A 23,895-nucleotide genomic window follows, 5' to 3' on the forward strand; every position below is an offset into this window, starting at 1 on the left:
CACCCCAATAAAAACACTCTTCCCCAACCCCACCATCTCCCTATCTGGTCGCAGGTTCAAATCCTGTCCCCGCTACTCAGTAGCCCGAAGGCCCGGATCCGGAAACGGATCCGGGCCTTCGGCGTTTCCGGCCGGGATGGTGCACGGAAAGAGCCCCCGCCGGATCGGCGGGGGCTCTCCTCGTGTGTGGTTCAGGCGGTCGTCGCGCAGTTCGGGCAGATGCCCCGGTACGTGACCTCGACGTTCGAGATGGTGAAGCCGAAGCGCTCCGTGGCCGGCAGGTCCGCCAGCGGGTCGCCGGCCGGGTGCACGTCGCGGATCGCGCCGCAGCGGGCGCAGACCAGGTGCTGGTGCGGCCGGTGGGCGTTCGGGTCGTAGCGCTTGGCGCGGCCGTCGGTCGCGACCTCCAGCACCTCGCCGAGCGTGACCATCTCGCCCAGGGTGTTGTACACGGTCGCCCGGGAGATCTCGGGCAGCCTCGTGACGGCGCGGGCGTGGACCTCGTCGGCGGTCAGGTGCATGTGGTCCCCGTCGAGGACCTCCGCGACGACGCGTCGCTGCGCGGTCATGCGCCAGCCTCGGCCGCGCAGTCGTTCCAGCAGGTCACTCATGGGGGTCAGCCTAACAGTCAAGGGGAGCAAGTCCCGAATGGGTGTGACTTTGGATGTGAGCTTGACTTAGACATTGTCTATTGTAGGGTCGAGTACAAGCTGAGGCTCAGGACAGGGCTCGCAGGTTTGCCGCACAACCGACGCAGGAGGCGCACGTGACGCAGGGACCGCTCACCACCGAGGCCGGGGCGCCGGTCGCCGACAACCAGAACAGCGAGACCGCGGGCATCGGCGGTCCGGTCCTCCTCCAGGACCAGCTGCTGATGGAGAAGCTGGCGCACTTCAACCGCGAGCGCATCCCGGAGCGCGTGGTCCACGCGCGCGGCGCGGGCGCCTACGGCACCTTCACGGTGACCGCCGACGTCACGGCGTACACCAGGGCCGCCTTCCTCTCCGAGATAGGCAAGGAGACCGAGACCTTCCTGCGCTTCTCGACCGTCGCGGGCAACCTGGGCGCGGCCGACGCCGTGCGCGACCCGCGCGGCTGGGCGCTGAAGTTCTACACCGAGGAGGGCAACTACGACCTCGTCGGCAACAACACCCCGGTGTTCTTCATCAAGGACGCCATCAAGTTCCCCGACTTCATCCACACCCAGAAGCGCGACCCGTACACCGGCTCGCAGGAGGCGGACAACGTCTGGGACTTCTGGGGGCTGAGCCCCGAGTCCACGCACCAGGTGACCTGGCTCTTCGGCGACCGCGGCATCCCCGCCTCGTACCGCCACATGAACGGCTACGGCTCGCACACCTTCCAGTGGAACAACGAGGCCGGCGAGGTCTTCTGGGTCAAGTACCACTTCAAGACCGACCAGGGGATCGCGAACCTCACCCAGGCCGAGGCCAACCGCCTCGCCGGCGAGGACCCCGACTCGCACCAGCGCGACCTGCGCGAGTCCATCGAGCGCGGCGACTTCCCGACCTGGACCGTGCAGGTGCAGATCATGCCGGCGGCCGACGCGGCGACCTACCGCTTCAACCCCTTCGACCTCACCAAGGTCTGGCCGCACGAGGACTACCCGCCGATCGAGATCGGCAAGCTGGAGCTCAACCGCAACCCGCGGAACGTCTTCGCCGAGGTCGAGCAGTCGATCTTCTCCCCGGCGCACTTCGTGCCCGGCATCGGCCCGTCCCCGGACAAGATGCTCCAGGGCCGCCTCTTCGCCTACGGCGACGCCCACCGCTACCGCGTCGGCATCAACGCCGACCACCTGCCGGTGAACCGCCCGCACGCCACCGAGGCGCGCACCCACTCCCGCGACGGCTTCCTCTACGACGGCCGGCACGGCGGCGAGAAGAACTACGAGCCCAACAGCTTCGGCGGCCCCCAGCAGACCGGCCGCCCGCTGTGGTCCGGCTCGGCCGTCACCGGGCTCACCGGCGAGAGCGCCGCGCCCTCGCACGCCGAGGACGACGACTTCACGCAGGCGGGCAACCTCTACCGGCTGATGTCCGAGGACGAGAAGGGCCGCCTGGTGGAGAACCTCGCGGGCTTCATCGCCAAGGTTTCGCGCGACGACATCGCCGAGCGCGCGATCGGCAACTTCCGCAAGGCGGACGACGACTTCGGCAAGCGGCTCGACGCCGCGGTCCAGGCCCTGCGCGGCTGACACCGCCTGCCGTGGGCAGTGGAGGGCCGGATTCCCGTATCCGTACGGGGGGCCGGCCCTCCCGCGCGCTCAGGCGGCGCTGCGCGCCGGCATCCAGCAGCGGATGATGTCGCGTACGGAGACGATGCCGACCGGCCCGTGGTCGTCCAGCACCACCAGGTGCCGGAAGCCGCCGCGGGTCATCGCCTCCGCCGCCTCCGTCAGCGTCCAGGTCGGGGCGGCGAAGACGACGTCCCGGGTGGTGTGGGCGTCCGCCGTCTCGTGGTCGGGGTTCCGGTCCCGGCCGATCGCGTTGAGGATGTCGCGCTCGGTCAGGATGCCGAGCCCGCAGGTGTCGGTGTCGAGGACGATCGCGGCGCCGACGCGCCGCGCCGACATCAGGCGGGCCGCCTGGCGGAGGGTATGGGCCGGGCCGATGGTGAGGACCACCGTGCTCATGGCGTCACGGACGAACATGGAGGGGGCCACCTCCTGTCAGTGAACTTTTTCACAAGTTCACAAGTGGGGGAAGTCTCAGAGTGACACCGGCCCGTGCCCCCAACAAGGGGGCGCGCGTGGCGTCCGGGGGAGCACGCGCGCCGTGCGCCGCGCGCGGTGTCCCTCTGTCCCGCGTCCGGATTCCGCCGAGCCGCGTCCGCTGACCGGTGTCCGCTGATCGGACGTTCATCGTTTGTCTACCGCCTCCTCTGAGGATCGGCACGCAAGCCGGACCACAGAAAGGCGACGGGGATGACCATCGTGAAGAAGACGCTGCGCAGGACGGCGGGGGCCGTGGCGGCGGGGCTGCTCGCCCTGGGCGGGACGCTCGCGGGCGCGGGCACCGCCCAGGCCGCGTACGACCCCGGCACCCACACGCTCTGGAACGACGAGCCGCTCTACCCGGGCTGGCACGTCAGCACCGACTACGCGCGCCTCATCATGCAGGGCGACGGCAACCTGGTCTTCTACCGGACCGCGAACGCCGGCGACTGGTCCCGCGCCACCCCCATGTGGGCCACCAACACGGTCGGCTGCGGCGCCAAGGCGGTCATGAGGGCCGACGGACGGCTCGTCGTCTACGCCGCCGACGGGGTCCGCGAGTGCGCCTCGCGCGGCTGGTACAAGGGCGGCAGCGCGTACGCCTGCCTCCAGGTCACCAACGAGCAGGGCCTGTCCATCTGGTACACCAACCGCCCGTGCGGCACCTTCAGCGGCCTGACCGCGCGGGGGCTGCCCCAGACCACCCGCGACATCGTCTTCTCCGACCTCTACTGACCGAAGCCCGCCCTCGCGGGCGGCCCCGGCCGGACCCCCTCTCCGGCCGGGGCCTTCGCGCGTCTGGCCGCCGCGCGTTCACGCCGACAGCCGGCCGACCAGATCCGCCACCGACCACTGCGGGCGGGCCGCGAGCCGGGCCGCCGCCGAGCGCAGCCGGGCCGGCACGTGCCCGCACAGCGCCGCCAGCTCCCGCGCGGCCCCCGGCTCCCGGTGGATCCGGTCCTGGCCCGCGATCCGGGCCAGCAGCTCGTAGGCGTCCTCCGGCTCCAGCGGCCCGATCCGCAGCCGCGCCACCTCCGCCGCCAGCTCCCCGCCCGTCTCGGTCACCAGCGCCGCGCACCCCGCCACCCCCGGCAGCAGCGCCCCCGGCTCCGGCGCCCCGTCCAGCAGCACCAGCACCCGGCGGCCCGCCAGCGCCGCCCGGTAGCGCGCGCCCAGCGCCCCCGCGCACGCGTCCTCCGGCGGGCGCTCCCCGAGCGAGCGCAGAAAACCGGCCATGACCTCCCGTACGCCCCCGGGCGCGTCGCCCCGCGCGTACAACTGCCCGTCCGGGAAGGCGTCCCGCACCCGGTGCGCCAGATGCACCGCGAGGGTCGAGGTGCCCGAGCCGTACGCCCCCGACAGCGCCACCACCGGGCTGCCGGCGTCCGCCCCGGCCCGCAGCAGCCGCTCCGCCTCCCGCACCTGCGCCCGGCGCCCCACCAGGTCCGGGATGTCCGGCGGCAGCTGGAAGGGCCGCGGCGGGCGGCGCGGCGGCCCGGTCGGCCCCGTCGGCCCTGGTGACCCTGGTGACCCTTGGGACCTGTGCGGTCCTTGGGATCCGTGCGGTCCTTGGGGCACCGCCAGCGAGCGGTCGTCCCGCAGGATCCGCCCGTGCAGCGCGGTCACCGCGCCGCCCGGGTCGATGCCCAGCCGCGCGTCCAGCCGCGCGCGCAGCGCCGCGAACAGGGCGAGGGCCTCCGCGCGCAGCCCGCACCGGTACAGCGCCAGCAGGCAGAGCCGGTGCGCCTCCTCGTCCTCGGGGTGCGCCGCCGCCAGCGCGCGCAGCGCGGGCAGCGCCTCCGCGTGCCGGCCCAAGGCGAGCTCCGCCGTGAACCGGGTCAGGCCCACCGCGCGCCGCGAGGCCGCCAGCCGGTCCCGGGTCCGCCGCGCGAGCGGGCCCGGCACCCCGTCGAGCGGCTCCCCGCGCCACCGGCGCAGCGCCGTGAGCGCCAGCTCCCCGGCCCGCGCCGGGTCGCCGCGCAGCAGGGCCGCGGCGCGCGCCGCCTCGTCCTCGTACCGGAAGACGTCCACCGCCTCCCGCGCCACCGCCAGCCGGTAGCCGCCCGAGGAGCCGAGCAGCGCCCGGGGCGCGTCGAGCGCCCGGCGCAGCCGGTGGGCGTGCGTGCCGATCTGGCCGACCGGGTCCTTGGGCCAGCCCTCCTCGTCCTCGTCCCACAGTGCGGTGATCAGCCGCTGTACGGGAACGAGTTCACCCGGCGTGAGCAGCAGGGCGCACAACAGCGCGCGCTGCTGCGGCCGTCCGAGCGGGCGCTCGTGCCCGTCGTGCCACGCGCGGGGCGGGCCGAGAATGGCGAATTCGAGTCCCATGACACCCCCGTAAGCCATGAGTCCGTCGCAGGTCGCGTGCCGCATCATAGGCGGCCGGACCACGCCCCCCGACGGGGTTGCGAGCCCCCGGCGCGTCGCGCCGAGCAGGGCGGTTCCGGGGGATCAGCACAGGTCGACAGGGATGGGACGGGGACGTGACGGGAGTCGACGGCGGCCGGGCGGCGGGGGTCGCGGGGGGCGCGGGAGCCGGGGGAGCTGAGGGGCTCGTGGGGGTCGTGGGGGCCGAGGGAACCGAGAGGGTCGCGGGGGCCGCACGGACCTTGGGGGCCACGGGACCCTTGGGGCACGCGGGCGGCGAGGGGGCGGCGGGGGACGCGCGGGACGCAGGCGGTGGGGGGACGACGAGGGACGCGCGGGACACGGGGATTCCGGTGGACGCTGGCGGCGAGGGGACGGCAGGAGACGCGCGGGACGCGGGGACTCCAGCGGACGCAGGGACTCCGGCGGACACAGGAAGGCTGAGGTTCACCTTGCTAGGCCCCCTGCGGGCCTGGTATGGGGACGAGGAGATCGACCTCGGGCGGCCCCAGCAGCGCGCCCTGCTCGCGGTGCTGCTCGACGCGGGCGGCCGGGCCGTCGGCCACGGTGTCCTCGCCGAGGGGATCTGGGGCGAGGGCGCCGCCCCCGCCGACCCGCGCAAGGCGCTCCAACTCCTCGTCTACCGCCTCCGCTCCGCGTTCCGCCCGCACCTCGCCGACTCCCCGATCGCCCGCGTCGGCGACGGGTACGCGCTGCGGGTGCCGGGGGCGTGGACGGACACGGGGGAGTGGCGCCGGCTGCTCGACGCGGCGGGGACCGGGGACGCCGCCGCCCCCGACGCCGTACGCGAAGTGCTGCGGACCGCGCTCGGGCTGTGGGCGGGGGAGGCGCTCGCCGGGGTCGGCGGGCCCCACGCCGAGGCCGTACGGGTGCGGCTCGCGGCGGAGCGGGTGACGGCGCTGGAACGGCGCCTTGAGCTCGACGTCGAGCTGGCCGACCGGGCCGAACTCACCGCCGAGGCCGCCGCCCTCTGCCTGGAGCACCCCGGCCGCCCCCGCCTCGTCGCCGTCCTCATGCGCGCCCTGCACCGGGCCGGGCGGACCGCCGAGGCGCTCGCCGTCTACGAGGACGCCCGCGGCGACCTGCCCCCGGGCGACCGGGGCCCCGACTCGCCCGCCGGGCTCCAGCTCCGCATCCTGCGCGCCGACCCGGCCCTGCTGCCCGCGCCCGCCGCGCCGGCCGGGCCCGCCGCGCCGGCCGGGCCCGCCTGGCACGCGCCCGAACAGCTCCCCGCCGACCTGGCCGACTTCACCGGGCGCGGCGGCGCCGCGGACGCCCTCGCGCGGCGGCTCGCGGGCGCCGGCGGCCGGGCCGTCGTGGTGTCCGCGCTCGACGGCATGGGTGGCGTCGGCAAGACCGCCCTCGCCGTGCACGCGGCCCGCCGCGCCGCCGCCCGCTTCCCCGACGGGCAGCTCTTCGCCGACCTGCGCGGCGCCGACCGCGTCCCGCGCGAACCGGCCGCCGTGCTCGCCGAGTTCCTCCGCGCCCTCGGGGTCGCCCCCGAGGAGGTCCCACCCGGCACCGCCGAGCGCTCGGCCTGCTACCGCTCCGCGCTCACCGGCCGCCGGGTGCTCGTCGTCCTCGACAACGCGGCGGGCCCCGAACAGCTCGAACCCCTGCTGCCCGGCTCGGCCGACTGCGCGGTCCTGGTCACCAGCCGCACCCGGCTGCCCGGCCTGGCCGGCGCCCACCACCTGCGGCTCGACCCGCTGCCCGCCGCCGAGGCCGCCGAGCTCTTCGCCCGGATCGCGGGCGCCGCCCGGGTCGCGGCCGAACCCGGCCGGGTCGAGGAGATCGTCGCGGCCTGCGGGCGCCTCCCGCTCGCCGTCCGCATCGCCGCCTCCCGGCTCGCCACCGACCCCGGACTCACCCTCGCCGCGCTCGCCGACGGGCTCCGCGACGAACGCCGGCTCGCCGCCCTGGACGACGGGGAACGCGCCGTGGAAGCGACGTTCGCGCTCTCGTACCACCGGCTCGCGCCCGAGGCGGCGCGCGCCTTCCGGCTCCTCGCGCTCCCCGACACACCCGAGATCGCGCTGCCCTGCGCCGCCGCGCTCCTCGGCCGGACCGAGGACGAGACGGACGAGCTCCTCGAAGGGCTCGTGGACCTCAACCTGCTCCAGTCCCCGGGCTTCGGCCGCTACGGCTTCCACGACCTGGTCCGCGCCTACGCCCGCGACCGGGCCGCCGAGGAGGAGACCACCGCCGGGCGCACCGCGGCGGCCGGGCGGCTGCTCGACTTCTGCCTGGCGACCGCCCGGGGCGCCGACACCGCCGCCCGCTCCGCCGACCCGGCCGAACTCAGCCTCCTGGACACGCCGGTGACCCGCCCCGGGCGCGCCCTCGCCGACGGCGCCGCCGCCGTGCGCTGGATGCGCGACCAGGCCGCCGTACACGCCGCCGCCGTCGCCCTCGCCTGCGCGGACCCGGCCCTGCCGCTCGCCCAGGCCGCCGAACTCGTCGACAAGATGGGCTCGGTGCTCTTCGAGCGCGCCCAGACCGCCGTCATCGCCGCGCTCGCCGCCCAGGTCGCCGAGGCCGCCGAGCGGCGCGCCGCCCACGGTCCCCAGGCCCTCGCCCGGTACGTACGCGGCAACATGCTCTGGCACCTCAACCGGTACGAGGAGTCCCGCGCCGAGATCGCCCGCGCGGTCGCGCTCTGCGGTGGCGGGGGCGGTGGCGGCGAGGGCACCGGCGTCGGCAGCGGCATCGGTGACGGCAGCGGCGTCGGCGATGGCACCGGCACCGTCACCGGCCCCAGCACCGGCACAGGTGTCACCACCGGCCCCACCACCGGCACCGCCCGCGTCCGGGCCAAGGCGCTGCTCACCCTGGCCGGGAACGCCCGCATCCACGGCCGGCACGCCGAGGCCGCCGAGCACGCGGGCCGCGCGGCCGACGCCTTCCGGCTGCTCGGCGCCGAGCGGGCCGAGGGCAGCGCGCTCGGGGAGTTCGCCTTCAACGCCGCGCACACCGGCCGCCTCGGCGAGGCCCGGACGGCCGCCGCGCGCGGGGCGCGCCTGATGAGCGGCACCGGACCCGTGTCCGCCGCGACCGGCCGCTACTACCTGGCCCGGGTGCTGCGCCTGTGCGGCGACCCGGAGGAGGCCCTGGGGCACGCCGTCGGGGCGCGCGAGGAGTTCGGGCGGCTCCAGGTCGCCGTGTTCGAGGCGGCGGCGGGCGACCTCGCGGCCCGGCTGCACGCCGAGTCGGGCCGCGCCGCGCTCGCCGCGGAGGCCGCCGAGGCGGTGCTGCCGCTCGCCCGCAAGACCAGCGCCGCACTGGAGGCCGCGCTGCTGCACACCCTGGGCGCCTCCCTCGCCTCCCTGGGCCGGCCGCGCCGGGCCCGCGCCTGCCTCCGGGAGGCGGCCGAGGTGTACGGACGCCTCGGCATCGCGGAGGAGGCGGCGGCGGTACGGGCGCTGCTCGACGCCCTGCCGGAGGGCTGAGCCCCGTACCGGCCGGACCGTCCCCGTCACCGCCGGCACTCCCTCCGCTACGCGCGTTGACCACCTGTCTACCGGCGGCCGTGAACGTATGCCCCGTCAGGTCAACGACACGACAGGGAGACGACTCGACATGACGACGCAGCCTCAGAACGGGCAGGTCTGGACCCTCGTAGCGGCGAACGGCAGGGCCGCCGACGTCAACGGCAGCCAGCCGAGCGACGGCAACCGCGTCCAGGGCTGGGCGCCCAACGGGACCGCCGCGCAGGGCTGGGTGTTCTGGGCCAAGGAGAACGGCACCTGGCTCCTGGAGACCCAGCTCACCCACAACACCCACGCCCCCGGCCAGGGCATGGTGATGGACTACGACTTCACCAACTACACCACCCACCTGGTGCGCGAGCACGGCCAGGACAACCAGCGCTGGCACCTGGAGGACGGCGGCGGCGGGCGCGTCCTGCTGCGCAGCGCCCGGGGCGACGAGGGCGCCGCCTACCTCACGGCCGACGGCCAGGGCGCCGCGCTCGGCGTGTGGCGGCGCGACCCCGCCAACCAGGGCCAGCTCTGGCAGCTCGTACCGGCCGGCCAGACCGGCGGCCAGACCGGCGGCGGCAGCCGCCCCCAGCCCCAGCCGCAGCCCCAGCCGGGCGGCGGCGGTGACTTCCGCGGCGAGATGCTCGCCGCCGTCAACCAGGAGCGCCGCCGCGTCGGCATCCCCGACCTGCGGCTCGACGACCGGCTCTCGGCCGCCGCCCAGCGGCACGCCAACGACATGGCCGCCAACGACCTCACCCAGCACAACGGCACCGACGGCTCCGACTTCAGCCGCCGCATCAGCGACGCCGGCTACCCGGGCAACACCGCCCGCGCGGAGAACGTCACCCCGGGCAACAGCGTCCCCGAGGCCATGCGGATGTGGATGAACAGCCCCGGTCACCGCGGCAACATCCTCGGCACCGGCTACCGCGCCATCGGCATCGGCTACAGCCCCCGCCAGCGCGGCACCTGGGGCCGCTACGTCCAGACCTTCGGGAGCTGACCCCGATGGGAACGGCATGGATCCCCGGCGCCGAACGCCTCGGCGACGGCGCGGTCGGCGGCCCGATGGACAGCCCGGAGCTCCCGCCCCGGGTGGTCTGGCACACCACCGAGAGCGGCGCGGGCGACGCCGCCTTCGACGCCGTCGGCGCGTACCTGATCCGGCAGGGCAGCGAACCGCACCTGCTGTACGACCCGACCACCGACCGGCTCGGCCAGTTCGGGCCGCTGGACCGCAGCGCCCGCGCGCTGCGCAACGACGGCGACACCCGCACCAACCGCACCGGCCGGGTCTGCGTCCAGATCGAGGTCCTGGCCCGCGCCGCGACCCCGTTCACCGGCTACTGGAAGCCCGGCCCCCGCTTCGGCGCCCTCATGGCGGCCGTCCGCTCCTGGGGCGTGCCCGACGTGTGGGCCGGGCGCGGCCGGTCGCGCACCGACTGGCGGGGCGGGGGCGGCCACTTCGGCCACGTCCACGTGCCCGGCAACGACCACTGGGACCCGGGCGCGATCGACCCGGCGGCGCTGTTCGCCGCCGCCGGCGGGGCCGCGCCGAAGCGGCGGCCCGCCCCGAACCACCTGCGGTCCGTGGTGAGCCTCGCCCGGGTGCTCGCCGCGGCCCGCACCGACCCGGCCGCCGCCCAGGGCGCGGCGGCGCACCGCGCCGACGTGCTCCCCGTGGAGCGCGCCCTGGCCGCCGAGGGGCTGCTGCCCGCCCAGTGGGCGGACGGCTCCTTCGGGACCAGGACGGTGACCGCGTACGCCGCCTGGCAGCGCCGCTGCGGTTTCGGCGGCGCGGACGCCGACGGGCTGCCCGGCCGCACCACCCTGGAACGCCTCGGCAAGGCCCACGGCTTCCAGGTCGGCGCGTGACGCGCCGCCTCCGTACACCCGACGAAAGGACACCCATGTCATCCATGCCATCCATGTCAGCCGCGTCGTCCCGCCGTGCCTTCGGCACCCTCGCCGCCGCCCTGGCCGTCGCGGGGGCGGCCCTGGCGACCGCCCCGGCGGCCCACGCCGCCCAGAGCACCGACTGCGGGCAGCTCCCGCCGCCCACCAGCACCCGTGTCGAGGTCGCCACCTACCGGGGCGGCGCCCTGGACCTGCCGTACAACAACGAGGCGGACGGGCAACGGGTCGGCACCTACACGCCCAACGGCTCGCCCGCGCAGACCTGGACGGTGTGGCGCTACTGCGACGGCACCAGCGCCATCAGCCACGGCTACGACAAGGTCCTGGAGGCCGGCGGCACCGGCGACCTGGCGATCCCGCAGCTCGGCTCCGCGACCCGGGACGGGCTCAACAGCCCCTGGGGTGGCGTGGCGCCCGCCCAGAAGTGGCGCCTGACCGACGGCGGCAACGGCTGGCGGATGGCCAGGAACGCGGTCACCGGCCAGTGCCTGAAGAGCAACGGCGTCGGCTACCTCAACTCCATGGCCGCCTGCGACCAGAACGACGCCGGGCAGTGGTGGCAGCTGGGCTGACGCCAGGCCGCCCCACCGCCCCCGTACGGGGGGCCGTTCAGCCGCCGAGGTGGCCGAGCAGCTCCCCGTGCAGCAGGCCGTTCGACGCCGCCGCGTCCCCGCTGTGCGGGCCGTGGCGGCCGTCGAGCCCGGTGAACGTGCCGCCGGCCTCCTGGACCACGATCGCGGTGGCCGCCATGTCCCACAGCGACAGCTCCGGCTCCGCGCACAGGTCCACCGAGCCCTCGGCGACCATCATGTACGGCCAGAAGTCGCCGTACGCGCGCGTGCGCCACACCGCCCGGCTCAGGTCGAGGAAGTCGTCGAGCCGGCCCCGCTCCTCCCAGCCGGTCAGGCTGGAGTACGCGAAGGAGGCGTCCTCCAGGCGCCCCACCTTGGACACCCCGATCCGGGTCGCCGAGGCGAGGCTGCGGCCGGTGTACGCGCCGAGCCCCTTCGCCGCCCACCAGCGGCGGCCCAGGGCGGGCGCCGACACGACGCCGACGACCGGCTGGAACCCGGTCTCGCCCGCCTCCATCAGCGCGATCAGGGTCGCCCACACGGGCACCCCGCGCACGTAGTTCTTGGTGCCGTCGATCGGGTCGATCACCCAGCGGCGCGGCCCGGTGCCCTCGACGCCGTACTCCTCGCCGAGGATCGCGTCACGCGGCCTGGCGCGCTTGAGCTGACCGCGGATCAGCTCCTCGGCGGCCTTGTCGGCCTCGCTGACCGGGGTCATGTCGGGCTTGGTCTCGACCTTGAGGTCGAGCGCCTGGAACCGGTCCATCGTGGCCGCGTCCGCGGCATCCGCGAGGACATGGGCCAGACGCAGATCGTCGTGGTATTCGGCCATGGGCCGCACTCTATCCCCCGGACCGGGACGGTCCGGCGCCGCCCCTTGACAGTGCGTGGTCGGGCGTCAACGCTGAGCGCAGTACCGACCCGGCTGGAGGCGACGATGCCGACTGCCCGCCAGACCCTTCTCGACGCGGCCCTCGCGGCCCTGGGCGCGCAGCCCTGGTCCGCCGTGCGGATGGTGGACCTCGCCGCCCGCGCCCGGGTCTCCCGGCAGACCCTCTACAACGAGTTCGGCTCCAAGGAGGGGCTCGCCCGCGCCCTCGCGCGGCGCGAGGCCGACCGCTATCTGCGCGGTGTCGAGGCCGTCCTCGCCGAGCCGGGGCAGCCCGCCCGCCGGCTGGTGGCCGTCGCCGAGTGGACCGTCGCCTCCGCCGCCGCCCGGCCCGTGCTGCGGGCCCTGCTCACCGGCGCCTGGGGCGAGCCGCTGCCCGTGCCGCGGCCGGTGCGCGCCGGGGCCCGGCTCGCCCCCGTACCGGAGCAGCGGCGGGCCGACGCGGGGGTGCCGACACCGGGGGAGCTGCTCGGCGAGGCCCGGGACCGGGCGGCGGCGGCCCTGCTCGCGCGCGCCGCGGAGGGCGAGGGCGGCGGGCCGGCCGGGGCGCTGCGCTCCTGTGAGCTCGCGCTGCGGCTCGCGCTCTCCCTGGTGGTGGCCGAGCCCGTGAGCCCGGTGGTCCCGGAGGGTCAGTGGGCGGAGCCGGAGAGCTGGAGCCCGATGACGCCGATGATCACCAGCGAGATCGAGACGATCTTGAGCGTGGACACCAGGTCGCCGAGGAAGATCATCCCGTAGATCGCCGTCCCGGCCGCCCCGATGCCCGTCCACACCGCGTACGCCGGACCGACGTCCAGCTTGCGCAGCGCCAGCGTCAGCAGGCCGAAGCTGCCGAGCGCGAAGGCCGCGAAGGCGACCGTCGGCCACAGCCGGGTGAAACCGTGCGAGAGCTTCAGGCAGACCGCGAAGCCCGTCTCCAGGATCCCCGCGACCACCACCAGCAGCCACGCCATCGTCAGTGCCTCCCACGCCGTCGGTGACTGCTTCGGTCGGTGACTGCTTCGTCTCACTTGGTGCGATTATGCACTTACCAGACGTGGGCGCCCGCAAACGCGCGCGGCTCAGTCGCCCTCGCGTCGCTCCCGGGTCGCGAGCAGCCGGCGCAGCGAGTACAGCCGCGCCGGATCGGCGTGGCCCTCCGCCACCCACGCGTCCAGCGCGCACTCCGGCTCGTCGTGGCTGCACGCGCGCGGGCAGTTCTCCGTGCCCGGCTCCAGGTCCGGGAAGGCGTGGATGACCCGCGAGGGGTCGACGTGGTGCAGCCCGAAGGAGCGCACGCCCGGTGTGTCGATGACCCAGCCGTCCGCCTTGTCCAGCGGCAGCGCGAGCGCCGAGGTGGTGGTGTGCCGGCCGCGCCCGGTCACCGCGTTCACATGCCCGGTGACCCGCCGCCGCTCCTCCGGCACCAGCGCGTTCACCAGCGTCGTCTTGCCGACACCCGAGTGCCCGACGAAGGCCGTCACCCGGTCGCCCAGGTGCTCGCGCACCCGGTCGGCGGCCCCGCCGTCGTACAGCTCCTCGCGGTTGACCACCACGTACGGGATGTCCAGGTCGCCGTAGAGCTCCAGCAGGGCCGACGGCGGCGCCAGGTCCGACTTGGTCAGCACCAGGAAGGGGGACAGCCCGCCGTCGTACGCGGCCACCAGGCAGCGGTCGATCAGCCGCGGGCGCGGCTCCGGGTCGGCTAGCGCGGTCACGATCGCGAGCTGGTCGGCGTTGGCCACCACCACCCGCTCGAACGGGTCGTCGTCGTCGGCCGTGCGGCGCAGCACCGAGCTCCGCTCGCCGATCCGCACGATCCGCGCCAGGGTGTCCTTCTCGCCCGACAGATCGCCCACCAGGGAGACCCGGTCGCCCACCACGGCGGCCTTGCGGCCCAGCTCGCGGGCCTTCATCGCCATCACGACCCGGTCCTCGACCAGGCAGGTCAGCCGGCCCCGGTCCACGGTGAGGACCATGCCCTCGACGGCGTCCTCGTGCTTGGGGCGGATGGTGGTGCGGGGACGGTTGCCCTTGCGGTTGGGCCGCTGGCGGATGTCGTCCTCGTCGGTGTGCTTCCCGTAACGCCGCATGGCTCAGACCCCGAGCATTTCGGTCCACATCCTCGGGAAGTCGGGCAAGGTCTTCTCCGTCGTCGCCACGTTCTCGATCTCCACACCCTCGACGGCCAGGCCGATGATCGCGCCCGCGGTCGCCATCCGGTGGTCGTGGTACGTGTGGAAGACGCCGCCGCGCAGCGGGCGCGGGCGGATGCGCAGCCCGTCCTCCGTCTCGGTGACGTCGCCGCCGAGCCCGTTGATCTCCCGGGTCAGCGCCGCCAGCCGGTCCGTCTCGTGCAGCCGCAGATGGGCCACGCCGCGCAGGGTGGAGGGGGAGTCGGCGAGGGCGGCGACCGCCGCGATGCCGGGGGTCAGCTCGCCGACCTCGCCCAGGTCCACGTCGATGCCGTGGATCCGGCCGGTGCCGGTGAAGGTCAGGCCCCGCTCGGTCAGCTCGCAGGAACCGCCCATCGCGGTGAAGATCTCCCGCAGCGCGTCACCGGGCTGCGTGGTGCGCGCCGGCCAGTCCGGCACGGTCACCCGGCCGCCGGTGACCAGCGCGGCGGCCAGGAACGGCTGCGCGTTCGACAGGTCCGGCTCGACCACCAGGTCCCGCCCCAGCAGCGCGGACGGGGCCACCCGCCACACGTCGGGCCGCCCGCCGTGCTCCGGCTCGTCGACCTGCGCGCCGACCGCCCGCAGCATCTCGACGGTCATCCGGATGTGCGGCAGCGAGGGCAGTCGCCCGCCGACGTGCCGCACCTCCACACCCTGGTTGAAGCGCGCGCCCGACAGCAGCAGCGCGCTGACGAACTGGGAGGACGAGGAGGCGTCGATCTCCACGACACCGCCCTCCAGGGAGCCGCCGCCGTGCACGGTCATCGGCAGCGCGCCGCGCCCGTCGTCGTCGATCCGGGCGCCGAGCGCGCGCAGCGCGTCGATGACCCCGTGCAGCGGCCGCTCGTGCGAGCGCGGGTCGCCGTCGAAGCGGACCGGCCCCTCGGCGAGGGCCGCGACCGGCGGCAGGAAGCGCATGACCGTGCCCGCGTTGCCGACGTCCACGGCCGCCGGGCCGCGCAGCCCGGCCGGGATGACCCGCCACGCCTCGCCGGAGCCGTCCGGGCCCACGCCCTCGTCGATCTTCACACCCAGGGTGCGCAGCGCCTCGGCCATCAGCAGGGAGTCACGCGAGCGCAGCGGGCGGCGCACCCAGCCGGGCTCCGAGGCGAGCGCGGCGAGCACGAGGGCGCGGTTGGTGACCGACTTCGATCCGGGCACGGTGACGGTGGCGTCGACGGCGCCGCCGGCGTACGGGGCGGGCCAGAGGCCGGTGAGCGGATCGGTGGGCGCGGAGCTTTCGGTCATGCCCTCACTTTACGGGGGGACTACACACCGAGGAGCCAGCGTCCTCCGCCGATCAGGGCGCAGATCGAGACGGCGTGGAAGAAGAGGAGCCACACCGTGGGGTGCACATGGGTGAGCCGCCCGAGCTGGTCCGCGTCGGAGTCGGGGGCGCCGCCGTGGCGCCGCTTCGCCTGCAGCTCGAAGGCCGGCCGGACCCCGCCGAGCAGCAGGAACCACACCACGGCGTACGCGAACACCGCCTGCACGTCCGGGCCGGTCAGCCAGGACACCAGGAGGAACGCGCCGCCGGCGAGCAGCACGGTGAAGATCCCGTACGCGTTGCGGACCATCACCAGCATCGCCACCAGCAGCGCCGTGGCCAGCCACAGCAGCAGGGTGACCCGGCCGGCGCCGAGCAGGGCGGCGCCGCCGAGGCCGAGCAGCGGGGCGGCGGTGTAGCCGGCGGCGGCCGTCAGGATCATGCCGAGGCCGGTCGGCCGCCCGCGCGTGACGGTGAGGCCGCTGGTGTCCGAGTGCAGCCGGATCGACTCCAGCCGCCGCCCGGTGGCGAGCGCGACGAGACCGTGGCCGCCCTCGTGGGCGATGGTGACCGCGTTGCGGGACAGCCGCCACAGCGGGCGGGGCAGGACGGCGGCCAGCGCGACGACCGCGGTGGCGATCACGATCCACTGGGCGGGCGCGGGCTGGCTGCCGAGGACTTCGGTCATCTTGTGGACGGGCTCCTCGGTAGGGGGCGGGGCCGTGGCAGTCTGGCACTCATGTGCGGACGGTATGCGGCGAGCAGGCGCCCCGAGGACCTGGTGGACGTCTTCGAGGTCGAGAAGTGGGAGCCGGAGGAGACCCTGGCCCCCGACTGGAACGTGGCCCCGACCAAGGAGGTCTACGCGATTCTGGAGCGCCCTCTCAAAGACGCGGAATCCCGCCGCCCGGTTCGCCAGATGCGCGCGCTGAAATGGGGACTCGTCCCGTCCTGGGCGAAGAGCCCGGAGGGCGCCGCCCGGATGATCAACGCCCGCGCGGAGACCCTGCACGAGAAGCCCTCCTTCAAGAAGGCGTTCGCCGCCCGCCGCTGCATCCTGCCCGCCGACGGTTATTACGAGTGGGTGACCGGCGCGGACGAGCGCGACCTGGAGGTCGAGGGGAAGCGGAAGCGGCCCCGCAAGCAGCCGTACTTCGTGACCCCCGCCGACGGCACGGTCTTCGCGATGGCGGGGCTCTACGAGTTCTGGCGCGACCGGACCCTGCCCGACGCCGACCCCGCCGCCTGGTGGGTGACCTGCTCCGTGGTGACCACCGAGGCCGAGACCGGCCCGCTGGGCGTCGCCCCCGCCGAGGGCCCCCGCTCGCTCGCCGACATCCACCCCCGGATGCCGCTGATGCTCACCCCCGACCGCTGGGCCGCCTGGCTCGACCCGCGCCCCACCGGCCTGGAGGAGCTGCGCGCGCTGCTCGCCCCGCCGCCCGGGGGCCTGATGCGGGCCTATCCGGTGGCGACGGCGGTCAGCAACGTGCGTAACAACGGCCCGGAGCTGCTGACGGAGCTGTCGGGTCCGGAGGAGGGCACGCTTTTCTGAGGTGCTCGGCCTCCAGGGCCCTCCGCTTCCGGAGTCCGTGCCGCGCGGGCGGCAGGATGGGCCCGTGACCAAGACCGAGATCGTTCCGACCGACGCCGGGGACGCCCGCATCACCTGGGCCGCCGCGAAGAAGCCCCGCGCCGTGCTCGCCCTGGGCCACGGCGCGGGCGGCGGCATCGAGGCCCGCGACCTCGTGGCCCTCGCCGCCGCGCTGCCCGCCCACGACGTGACCGTGGCCCTCGTCGAGCAGCCCTGGCGGGTGGCCGGCAAGAAGGTCGCGCCCGCGCCGAAGACCCTCGACACCGGCTGGCGCGGCCTGTGGCCCGCCCTCGCCGCCGCCGGCCCGCCGGTGATCGCCGGCGGGCGCAGCGCCGGCGCCCGGGTCGCCTGCCGCACCGCCGCCGGGCTCGGCGCCACCGCCGTCCTAGCGCTCAGCTTCCCGCTGCACCCGCCGGGCCGCCCGGAGCGCTCCCGCGCCGACGAGCTCCTCGGCACCGGCCTGCCCACCCTCGTCGTCCAGGGCGGCAACGACCCCTTCGGCAGGCCCGAGGAGTTCCCGGACGGGCCGTACACCCTCGCCGAGGTGCCCTACGGCGACCACGGCTTCGCCGTCCCCAAGCGCGCCCCGCTCTCCCAGGAGGAGGCCGTCGGGACGATCGTGCGCGAAGTCACCGGGTGGATCACGTCACTTCGGTGACCGGGCGGTCACGCCGGGAATGCCGGGCCCACGACCGCTGTTGTGAGGGACATCGGTGCCCCGGAACAAAGGAAGAGGGAGTCCGTCGCATGGGTTCGACCATCTGCCCCGAGCGCGCGCAGGCCGCTGACCTGGACTGGTCGGTCCTGCCTTCGCCGCGGACCGCCCCTGTTCGGGCGGCGGACGGGGTGGTTCCTCGTCTATCCTCCGAAGCGAGCGGGTCCGCGTTCGGATTCGCCGCAGCGCTGGAGGAGGTGGGTCCGGTCACTGGGACCGACACAGGGACCGACGACGGCCCCGAGGAGACGACCGAGGAGCGCAACGCGCGCTTCGAGCGGGACGCCCTCGGCTACCTCGACCAGATGTACTCGGCGGCGCTGCGCATGACGCGCAACCCGGCGGACGCCGAGGACCTGGTGCAGGAGACCTACGCCAAGGCGTACGGCTCCTTCCACCAGTTCCGCGAGGGCACCAACCTCAAGGCGTGGCTGTACCGGATCCTCACCAACACCTTCATCAACTCGTACCGCAAGAAGCAGCGTGAGCCCCAGCGCTCCGCCGCCGAGGAGATCGAGGACTGGCAGCTCGCCCGCGCGGAGTCCCACATGTCGACGGGGCTGCGCTCCGCCGAGTCGCAGGCGCTCGACCACCTCCCGGACTCCGATGTGAAGGCAGCGCTCCAGGCGATCCCCGAGGAGTTCCGCATCGCCGTCTATCTGGCCGATGTAGAGGGCTTTGCCTACAAGGAGATCGCGGACATCATGGGTACACCCATCGGCACGGTGATGTCCCGGCTGCACCGGGGCCGCCGCCAGCTGCGCGGGATGCTCGAGGACTACGCCCGAGACCGCGGGCTGGTCCCCGCGGGCGCCGGAGAGTCGCACGATCTGAAAGGCTCGGGCTCATGAGCTGCGGAGATCCGCACGAGACGGACTGCTCAGAGGTCCTGGACCATCTCTACGAGTTCCTCGACAGAGAGATGCCCGACACCGACTGCACCAAGTTCGAGGTGCACTTCGAGGAGTGCTCCCCCTGCCTGGAGAAGTACGGACTCGAACAGGCGGTGAAGAAGCTCGTCAAGCGCTGCTGCGGCAGCGATGACGTGCCGGTCGACCTGCGGGCCAAGGTGCTCGGCCGGATCGACCTCATCCGCTCGGGCCACACCGTGCCCGAACAGGACGTCACCGCCGCGCCCCAGGAGCAGCCGCAGGAGCAGCCCCAGGAGCGGTAGGCACCGGGGCGGTGACACCCCCTCCGTCCCACACGGGCCGGGCGAGCGCGGTTCGCCCGGCCTTCCGTGTGTCCATCGGCTTGTATCACCCGATGGTGCGAATCGCCCCCGGCGGCCCGTTCCCGGCCCGCCGAATCGCTAGCGTGGCGGGGATGATGGGCGTCGAGGTCATTCCGCGAACGGCACGCGTGTACATCGGCTGCGCCCTGCTCGCCGCCACCGCGGCGGTCCTGCCCGCGTTACGCGCCGGCGCCGCCACCCCCTGGCGGACCGTCCTGCTCCTCGCCGTCCTCTACGCGCTCTGCGAGCTGCCCGCCCGCTGCCCGCTCACCGGCCGGGACCTGAACCCCCTCCCGCTCACCGCCGGCTCCTTCTTCCCGGTCCTCATCGCCGCCGCGCTGCTCCTGCCGCCCTCCGCCGCCGCGCTCGCCGCCCTGCCCGGCGCCCTGCTCGCCCGGGTGGACCGGCCACCCGGCGGGCCCCGCCGCGTCTGGCGGGCCGCCCGGCTCGCCCTCGGCGTCTGGGCCGCCGCCCACGCCGCCCGGCTCTTCCACTGCCGCGCCGCCCTCGGACTCGGTCCCGACACCCCCGACTTCCCGTACGCGCTGCTCCCCGCGAGCGCCGCCGCGCTCGCCCTCTGCCTCGCGCTCACCGCCCTCGACGGCGGCATCCGCGCCACCGTCGAACAGCTCCCGCCCAAGGCCGCCTGGCGCGGACTGCTCGGCCGCTCCCTCGCCCCGCACGCCGTGCACGGCCTCGCCGGACTCATGATGGGCGTCCTGTGGCGCAGCCCGTACGGGCCGGTCGCCGCCCTCTTCGTGCTGCTGCCCATGTACATCTCCTGCTGGGTCTTCGCGCAGTACCACCGCGAGCGCGCCGCCCACCAGGCCACCATCCGGGCCCTCGTCCAGGCCGTCGACCTCAAGGACCGCTACACCCGCGGCCACAGCGAACGCGTCGGCCGCGCCTCCGTCCTGATCGCCCGGGAGCTCGGCATGGCCGAGGAGCGCCTGGAGGTCGTCCGCTTCGCCGGCATCCTCCACGACGTCGGCAAACTCGGCGTCCCCACCCGGGTGCTCCGCAAGGACGGCCCGCTCACCCCCGAGGAGCGCCGGATCATCGAGCTCCACCCCGAGTACGGGCACGAGATGGTCCGCGGCATCGGCTTCCTCGGCGAGGCCCGCACCGCGATCCTCCACCACCACGAACGCATGGACGGTAGCGGCTACCCGTACGGGCTGAAGGGCCGCCAGATCCCCGAGTACGCCCGGGTGGTCGCCGTCGCCGACGCCTTCGACGCCATGACCTCCACCCGCTCCTACAGCCGCGCCCGGCCCGTCGGGACCGCCCTGGCCGAGCTGGCGCGGTGCGCGGGCACCCAGTTCGACCCGCGGATGGTGGACGCCCTCGGCCGGGCGCTGGCCCGCGAGGGCTGGCAGAGCGAGGTCACCGCCGACGAGACCGCCGGCCCGCCGCCCGGCCCGCTGCCCGCCCCGCGCACCCCGCCCCCCGCCGGGGCCCCGGCCGGGACCCGCAACCGGACCGCCGAGGAGCACGCGTGAGCGCCGGGCGCGCCACCGTCGGCGCCGTGCACGCCCTCGCCCTGCTGGCGGCCCTCGCCGGGATCGCCGCCACCCTCTGGCACGGCCTCGCCGAACCCGGCACCGCCCTCGCCTTCGGCGCCCTCATCGCCCTCGGCGAGCTCGCCCGCTGGGGCGCCGGACCCGGCGAGCGCGAACCCGCCCCGCTCGCCGCCGCCGGCTCCCTCGCGTACGCCCTGCTCGGCGAGAACGCCGGCCACAGCAGCGCCCACGGCGCCCCGCAGACCCTTGCCGTCGCCGTCGCGGGCGCCCTCGCCGGGATCGTCCCGCACGTGGCCCGCGGCCACGGCCCCGGCGCCGACCAGCTCGCCCGCCGGGTCCTCACCGTCGGCTTCGCCGCCCTGTGCTTCCAGCCGCTCTTCAACGCGGGCACCCTCACCGCCCGCCTCGGCCACGGCCCCTCGTACGCCCTCTTCCTGCTCCTGCTGCTGCTCCTCACCGCGCTCTGCGACGCCGTCCTCGCCGCCCTGCTGCACCGCGCCCGCACCGGCCACCCCTACGGCCCGCTGCTGCGCGAACAGCTCCGGGCGCTGCCCGGCATCGGCTCCGCCGTCTGCGCCACCGGCACCGTCATGGCCCTCGGCGTCGCCGTCGCCGGGCTCTGGGCGCTCCCCGTCTTCGCCGTGCCGCTGCTGCTCACCCAGGTCTCCTACCGGCGGTACGCGGCCGTGCGCACGGTCAACCGGCAGACCATCGCCTCCCTCGCCCGCGCCACCGAGATCGCCGGCTGCACCCCGCCGGGCCACGCCCGCCGGGTCGCCGACCTCAGCCGGGCCGTCGGCCGCGAGCTGGGCCTGTCCGGCGCCGAGCTGACCGTCCTCGAATACGCGGCGCTCATGCACGACATCGGACAGCTCTCCCTGGTCGACCCCGTCGAGTGCGGCGCCACCGCCCTCCTCCCGGCCCCGGAACAGCGCAGGATCGCCCTGCTCGGCGGGGCCGTGGTCCGCCAGACCGGGGTCGCCGCGGCCGTCGCCGTCGTCGTGGAGCGGCAGGCCGACCCGTACCGTGACCAGCCGCTCACCGCCCGGATCGTGCGCACCGTGAACGCCTACGACGACCTCGCCGCCACCACCCCCGGCGGCGGCCTGGGCGCCTTGGAGCGGCTGCGCCTCGGCACCGCCCGGGACTACCACCCCGACGTCGTGGAATCCCTGGCCCGGGTGCTCGCCAGGGGCGGCGCCACCAGGGGCGTCGCTCCGGTCCCCCCGGGGTAACCCATGGGTAATGAGCGCGCGTCCGACCGGGCATGGTTGGATGCGAACAAGAGGGTGAAGCGACCGGCAGGCGGGAATCGTGAGGATCTTCGGGAAGGTACGGCATCGGCCCTCCGCCTCGTGGCGGCAGGCCACCGACCGCGCGTTCACGCTGATCGGCGACGGCCGGTACGAGGACGCGGGCGCGCTGCTGACGCGTGCGGCGGACCTGGAGCCCTGGCTCTCCGAGTCCTGGTTCAACCTGGCCCTGCTGCACAAGTTCCGGCACGACTGGGAGCAGGCCAGGACCGCCGGGCTGCGCGCGGTCGCCCTGCTCGACAAGGAGACCGGCGCCCCCGACTGGTGGAACGTCGGCATCGCCGCCACCGCGCTCCAGGACTGGCCGCTGGCCCGCCGCGCCTGGCAGGCGTACGGGCTGAAGGTCCCCGGCGCCGCCGCGGGCACCGGCGAGCCGGCCGGCATGGAGCTGGGCAGCGCGGCCGTGCGGCTCTCCCCGGAGGGCGAGGCCGAGGTCGTGTGGGGCCGGCGGCTCGACCCGGCCCGGATCGAGGTGCTGTCCATCCCGCTGCCGTCCTCCGGCCGCCGCTGGGGCGAGGTCGTGCTGCACGACGGCGTGCCGAACGGCGAGCGGACCACCAGCGCGGGCCCCGCGTACCCCGTCTTCGACGAGATCGAGCTGTGGGCGCCCTCCCCGGTGCCGACCTGGGTGGTCCTCCTGGAGGCCGCCACCGAGGCCGACCGGGACGCGCTGGAACACCTCGCCGCCGAGGCGGGCTTCGCCGCCGAGGACTGGTCCTCCTCCGTCCGGCTGCTGTGCCGGGCCTGCTCCGAGTCGACCATGCCCAGCGCCGAGGGCGAGGGCGAGCACCTGGACCCGCACGACCACAGCGAGCCGGGCCACCCCGGGCCGCTCGGCCACCGCTCGCCCGGCGAGCTGTGGGTGCCGGAGCGCGAGTGCGGCATCGCGGCCCCCGCGGGCCTGGTCCGCGGGCTGCTCGACGGCTGGGTCGCGGACAGCCCGGACAGCCGCGAGTGGCGCGATCTCGAAGAGGTCTGCTGAGCGGGGTGTCCGGGGCCCGTAGGCTGTACGCCGACATCACAGGGTTTTGAGGAAGGCGTACGGCGGACATGGCTCAGGACACAGAGCAGGGCGGGAACGGCGTGCTCCCCGTCGACGACGAGGGCTACGTCATCGACACGGAGGACACCGAGGAGCGCGAGACCGCGTACCGCGAGCGCGGCACCTCCCGCCCGATCACCGTGGTCGGCAACCCCGTGCTCCACAAGGAGTGCAAGGACGTCACGGCGTTCGACGACGAGCTGGCGAGGCTGGTCGACGACATGTTCGCCAGCCAGCGCACCGCCCAGGGCGTCGGCCTCGCCGCCAACCAGATCGGCGTGGACCTGAAGGTCTTCGTCTACGACTGCATGGACGACGAGGGCACCCGCCACGTGGGCGTCGTCTGCAACCCGGTCCTCCAGGAGCTGCCGGCCGACCGCCGCGTCCTGGACGAGTCCAACGAGGGCTGCCTCTCGGTGCCGACCGCGTACGCGGAGCTGGCCCGCCCGGACTACGCCGAGGTCACCGGCCAGGACGAGAAGGGCAACCCGATCAAGCTGCGGGGCACCGGCTACTTCGCCCGCTGCATCCAGCACGAGACGGACCACCTGTACGGGTACCTGTACATCGACCGCCTCTCCAAGCGCGACCGCAAGGACGCCCTGCGCCAGATGGAAGAGGGCACTCCGCGCTACCCGGTCGTCGCCAACGACTGACCCCGCCCCTTCGCACGCACGGCGCGGTGCCCGGCCCAGCCGGCCACCGCGCCGACCGCGTACCAGAAGAGATCCGGCGCGTTGAACGTCGTCCCGAACACCAGCCGCGCCAGGCCGCTGTGCGCGGCCATGGCGGCCGGCCCCCCGGTCAGCTGAAAGAACTCGACCCCCCAGCTGAACCCGAGCCCGACCCCCGCCGCCACCACCGGCCGCACCCGGGGCACGACCAGCACCACGAGCGCCACGACCAGCACGGTGTAGAGCGCGTCCCCCGCGTACTTGCCGACGTCACCGCCCCCCAGGGCCCGGACCCCCAGCCCCGCCCCGACCGCCACCAGGGCCGCGGCCCCGGCCAGTATCCGCGTCCGCCCGAGATCACCCATGCGGGGGAGCCTACGCGTCGAGGGGGC

Annotated in this window: 24 protein-coding genes; 15 read left to right on the forward strand and 9 right to left on the reverse strand. The window is 75.1% G+C overall.

Annotation, left to right across the window (positions count from 1 at the left end):
• Positions 1 to 191: 191 nt before the first annotated feature.
• Positions 192 to 611, reverse strand: a complete 420-nt coding sequence (locus AB0C99_RS25365) for a Fur family transcriptional regulator (RefSeq protein WP_362479211.1) — start codon at positions 609 to 611, stop codon at positions 192 to 194.
• 155 nt (positions 612 to 766) lie between these two features.
• Here AB0C99_RS25365 and AB0C99_RS25370 point away from each other — a divergent pair, with 155 nt between their 5' ends.
• Entirely contained in the window at positions 767 to 2,218 is a 1,452-nt protein-coding gene (locus tag AB0C99_RS25370) for a catalase (RefSeq protein ID WP_362479214.1), read from the forward strand.
• Positions 2,219 to 2,287: 69 nt separating this feature from the next.
• Here AB0C99_RS25370 and AB0C99_RS25375 read toward each other — a convergent pair whose 3' ends face one another.
• Complete coding sequence (locus AB0C99_RS25375) at positions 2,288 to 2,674, reverse strand: CBS domain-containing protein (RefSeq protein ID WP_362479217.1); 387 nt, start codon at positions 2,672 to 2,674, stop codon at positions 2,288 to 2,290.
• Between the two features lie 273 nt (positions 2,675 to 2,947).
• Here AB0C99_RS25375 and AB0C99_RS25380 point away from each other — a divergent pair, with 273 nt between their 5' ends.
• Positions 2,948 to 3,472, forward strand: coding sequence for a hypothetical protein (locus AB0C99_RS25380; protein WP_362479219.1), 525 nt, complete (start codon positions 2,948 to 2,950; stop codon positions 3,470 to 3,472).
• A gap of 78 nt (positions 3,473 to 3,550) precedes the next feature.
• Here the strand turns inward: AB0C99_RS25380 and AB0C99_RS25385 are convergent, their stop codons facing one another.
• Entirely contained in the window at positions 3,551 to 5,065 is a 1,515-nt protein-coding gene (locus AB0C99_RS25385) for a BTAD domain-containing putative transcriptional regulator (RefSeq protein ID WP_362479222.1), read from the reverse strand.
• 491 nt (positions 5,066 to 5,556) lie between these two features.
• Between AB0C99_RS25385 and AB0C99_RS25390 the strand changes: the two genes are divergently transcribed.
• The 4 genes from AB0C99_RS25390 (at position 5,557) to AB0C99_RS25405 (ending at position 11,096) form a co-directional block, all read left to right on the forward strand.
• Positions 5,557 to 8,574 (forward strand): BTAD domain-containing putative transcriptional regulator, encoded by a 3,018-nt coding sequence (locus tag AB0C99_RS25390; protein WP_362479224.1) that lies wholly within the window; start codon positions 5,557 to 5,559, stop codon positions 8,572 to 8,574.
• A gap of 130 nt (positions 8,575 to 8,704) precedes the next feature.
• The gene (locus tag AB0C99_RS25395) at positions 8,705 to 9,610 is read left to right on the forward strand and encodes a CAP domain-containing protein (RefSeq protein ID WP_362479227.1); all 906 of its coding nucleotides are present in this window, start codon (positions 8,705 to 8,707) and stop codon (positions 9,608 to 9,610) included.
• A 5-nt stretch (positions 9,611 to 9,615) separates the two neighbouring features.
• The gene (locus tag AB0C99_RS25400; protein WP_362479229.1) at positions 9,616 to 10,482 is read left to right on the forward strand and encodes a peptidoglycan-binding protein LysM; all 867 of its coding nucleotides are present in this window, start codon (positions 9,616 to 9,618) and stop codon (positions 10,480 to 10,482) included.
• A gap of 53 nt (positions 10,483 to 10,535) precedes the next feature.
• Positions 10,536 to 11,096: a ricin-type beta-trefoil lectin domain protein gene (locus tag AB0C99_RS25405; RefSeq protein WP_362479232.1), complete on the forward strand. Its 561-nt coding sequence runs from the start codon at positions 10,536 to 10,538 to the stop codon at positions 11,094 to 11,096.
• A gap of 37 nt (positions 11,097 to 11,133) precedes the next feature.
• Here the strand turns inward: AB0C99_RS25405 and hisN are convergent, their stop codons facing one another.
• Positions 11,134 to 11,928, reverse strand: coding sequence for a histidinol-phosphatase (gene hisN, locus AB0C99_RS25410; RefSeq protein ID WP_362479234.1), 795 nt, complete (start codon positions 11,926 to 11,928; stop codon positions 11,134 to 11,136).
• 105 nt (positions 11,929 to 12,033) lie between these two features.
• Between hisN and AB0C99_RS25415 the strand changes: the two genes are divergently transcribed.
• Positions 12,034 to 12,723: a TetR/AcrR family transcriptional regulator gene (locus tag AB0C99_RS25415; protein WP_362479237.1), complete on the forward strand. Its 690-nt coding sequence runs from the start codon at positions 12,034 to 12,036 to the stop codon at positions 12,721 to 12,723.
• Here AB0C99_RS25415 and AB0C99_RS25420 read toward each other — a convergent pair.
• The 4 genes from AB0C99_RS25420 to AB0C99_RS25435 all read right to left on the reverse strand — a co-directional run bounded on the left by AB0C99_RS25420 (position 12,615) and on the right by AB0C99_RS25435 (position 16,096).
• The gene (locus AB0C99_RS25420; RefSeq protein WP_362479404.1) at positions 12,615 to 12,938 is read right to left on the reverse strand and encodes a multidrug efflux SMR transporter; all 324 of its coding nucleotides are present in this window, start codon (positions 12,936 to 12,938) and stop codon (positions 12,615 to 12,617) included. The genes AB0C99_RS25415 and AB0C99_RS25420 overlap by 109 nt on opposite strands.
• Positions 12,939 to 13,046: 108 nt before the next feature.
• A complete protein-coding gene (gene rsgA / locus AB0C99_RS25425; RefSeq protein ID WP_362479240.1) occupies positions 13,047 to 14,057 on the reverse strand; it encodes a ribosome small subunit-dependent GTPase A in 1,011 nt (336 codons plus the stop codon).
• A 3-nt stretch (positions 14,058 to 14,060) separates the two neighbouring features.
• A complete protein-coding gene (aroA, locus tag AB0C99_RS25430) occupies positions 14,061 to 15,389 on the reverse strand; it encodes a 3-phosphoshikimate 1-carboxyvinyltransferase (protein ID WP_362479243.1) in 1,329 nt (442 codons plus the stop codon).
• Between the two features lie 20 nt (positions 15,390 to 15,409).
• On the reverse strand, positions 15,410 to 16,096 hold the full coding sequence (locus AB0C99_RS25435) for a M50 family metallopeptidase (RefSeq protein ID WP_362479246.1): 687 nt from the start codon (positions 16,094 to 16,096) through the stop codon (positions 15,410 to 15,412).
• Between the two features lie 51 nt (positions 16,097 to 16,147).
• Between AB0C99_RS25435 and AB0C99_RS25440 the strand changes: the two genes are divergently transcribed.
• The 8 genes from AB0C99_RS25440 to def all read left to right on the forward strand — a co-directional run bounded on the left by AB0C99_RS25440 (position 16,148) and on the right by def (position 23,485).
• Positions 16,148 to 16,963 carry an SOS response-associated peptidase gene (locus AB0C99_RS25440; RefSeq protein ID WP_362479249.1) on the forward strand — a complete coding sequence of 272 codons (816 nt, stop codon included), beginning with the start codon at positions 16,148 to 16,150 and terminating at the stop codon, positions 16,961 to 16,963.
• Between the two features lie 64 nt (positions 16,964 to 17,027).
• Positions 17,028 to 17,660 (forward strand): alpha/beta family hydrolase, encoded by a 633-nt coding sequence (locus AB0C99_RS25445; protein WP_362479252.1) that lies wholly within the window; start codon positions 17,028 to 17,030, stop codon positions 17,658 to 17,660.
• 254 nt (positions 17,661 to 17,914) lie between these two features.
• A complete protein-coding gene (locus AB0C99_RS25450) occupies positions 17,915 to 18,568 on the forward strand; it encodes a sigma-70 family RNA polymerase sigma factor (protein WP_207926457.1) in 654 nt (217 codons plus the stop codon).
• Positions 18,565 to 18,891, forward strand: a complete 327-nt coding sequence (gene rsrA / locus AB0C99_RS25455; RefSeq protein WP_362479254.1) for a mycothiol system anti-sigma-R factor — start codon at positions 18,565 to 18,567, stop codon at positions 18,889 to 18,891. Before AB0C99_RS25450 ends, rsrA begins: the two co-directional genes overlap by 4 nt.
• Before the next feature lie 152 nt (positions 18,892 to 19,043).
• On the forward strand, positions 19,044 to 20,453 hold the full coding sequence (locus tag AB0C99_RS25460; RefSeq protein ID WP_362479257.1) for an HD-GYP domain-containing protein: 1,410 nt from the start codon (positions 19,044 to 19,046) through the stop codon (positions 20,451 to 20,453).
• Entirely contained in the window at positions 20,450 to 21,709 is a 1,260-nt protein-coding gene (locus AB0C99_RS25465) for a metal-dependent phosphohydrolase (RefSeq protein ID WP_362479260.1), read from the forward strand. The genes AB0C99_RS25460 and AB0C99_RS25465 overlap by 4 nt, the downstream gene beginning before the upstream one ends.
• A 79-nt stretch (positions 21,710 to 21,788) precedes the next feature.
• Entirely contained in the window at positions 21,789 to 22,769 is a 981-nt protein-coding gene (locus tag AB0C99_RS25470) for a hypothetical protein (RefSeq protein ID WP_362479262.1), read from the forward strand.
• 68 nt (positions 22,770 to 22,837) lie between these two features.
• Entirely contained in the window at positions 22,838 to 23,485 is a 648-nt protein-coding gene (def, locus tag AB0C99_RS25475; RefSeq protein WP_362479264.1) for a peptide deformylase, read from the forward strand.
• Here the strand turns inward: def and AB0C99_RS25480 are convergent.
• The gene (locus AB0C99_RS25480) at positions 23,461 to 23,868 is read right to left on the reverse strand and encodes a DUF2809 domain-containing protein (protein ID WP_362479266.1); all 408 of its coding nucleotides are present in this window, start codon (positions 23,866 to 23,868) and stop codon (positions 23,461 to 23,463) included. The genes def and AB0C99_RS25480 overlap by 25 nt on opposite strands.
• Between the last annotated feature and the right edge of the window lie 27 nt (positions 23,869 to 23,895).

This window comes from Streptomyces sp. NPDC048659, assembly GCF_040650575.1.
Classification (GTDB): domain Bacteria; phylum Actinomycetota; class Actinomycetes; order Streptomycetales; family Streptomycetaceae; genus Streptomyces.

Excerpts from the sequence above, each read along its gene's own strand:
- AB0C99_RS25365 (WP_362479211.1), bottom strand. The coding sequence starts at position 611 with ATGAGTGACCTGCTGGAACGACTGCGCGGCCGAGGCTGGCGCATGACC.
- AB0C99_RS25375 (WP_362479217.1), bottom strand. The coding sequence starts at position 2,674 with ATGTTCGTCCGTGACGCCATGAGCACGGTGGTCCTCACCATCGGCCCG.
- AB0C99_RS25380 (WP_362479219.1), top strand. The coding sequence starts at position 2,948 with ATGACCATCGTGAAGAAGACGCTGCGCAGGACGGCGGGGGCCGTGGCG.
- AB0C99_RS25385 (WP_362479222.1), bottom strand. The coding sequence starts at position 5,065 with ATGGGACTCGAATTCGCCATTCTCGGCCCGCCCCGCGCGTGGCACGAC.
- AB0C99_RS25395 (WP_362479227.1), top strand. The coding sequence starts at position 8,705 with ATGACGACGCAGCCTCAGAACGGGCAGGTCTGGACCCTCGTAGCGGCG.
- AB0C99_RS25400 (WP_362479229.1), top strand. The coding sequence starts at position 9,616 with ATGGGAACGGCATGGATCCCCGGCGCCGAACGCCTCGGCGACGGCGCG.
- AB0C99_RS25405 (WP_362479232.1), top strand. The coding sequence starts at position 10,536 with ATGTCAGCCGCGTCGTCCCGCCGTGCCTTCGGCACCCTCGCCGCCGCC.
- hisN (WP_362479234.1), bottom strand. The coding sequence starts at position 11,928 with ATGGCCGAATACCACGACGATCTGCGTCTGGCCCATGTCCTCGCGGAT.
- AB0C99_RS25415 (WP_362479237.1), top strand. The coding sequence starts at position 12,034 with ATGCCGACTGCCCGCCAGACCCTTCTCGACGCGGCCCTCGCGGCCCTG.
- AB0C99_RS25420 (WP_362479404.1), bottom strand. The coding sequence starts at position 12,938 with ATGGCGTGGCTGCTGGTGGTGGTCGCGGGGATCCTGGAGACGGGCTTC.
- rsgA (WP_362479240.1), bottom strand. The coding sequence starts at position 14,057 with ATGCGGCGTTACGGGAAGCACACCGACGAGGACGACATCCGCCAGCGG.
- aroA (WP_362479243.1), bottom strand. The coding sequence starts at position 15,389 with ATGACCGAAAGCTCCGCGCCCACCGATCCGCTCACCGGCCTCTGGCCC.
- AB0C99_RS25435 (WP_362479246.1), bottom strand. The coding sequence starts at position 16,096 with ATGACCGAAGTCCTCGGCAGCCAGCCCGCGCCCGCCCAGTGGATCGTG.
- AB0C99_RS25440 (WP_362479249.1), top strand. The coding sequence starts at position 16,148 with ATGTGCGGACGGTATGCGGCGAGCAGGCGCCCCGAGGACCTGGTGGAC.
- rsrA (WP_362479254.1), top strand. The coding sequence starts at position 18,565 with ATGAGCTGCGGAGATCCGCACGAGACGGACTGCTCAGAGGTCCTGGAC.
- AB0C99_RS25460 (WP_362479257.1), top strand. The coding sequence starts at position 19,044 with ATGATGGGCGTCGAGGTCATTCCGCGAACGGCACGCGTGTACATCGGC.
- def (WP_362479264.1), top strand. The coding sequence starts at position 22,838 with ATGGCTCAGGACACAGAGCAGGGCGGGAACGGCGTGCTCCCCGTCGAC.
- AB0C99_RS25480 (WP_362479266.1), bottom strand. The coding sequence starts at position 23,868 with ATGGGTGATCTCGGGCGGACGCGGATACTGGCCGGGGCCGCGGCCCTG.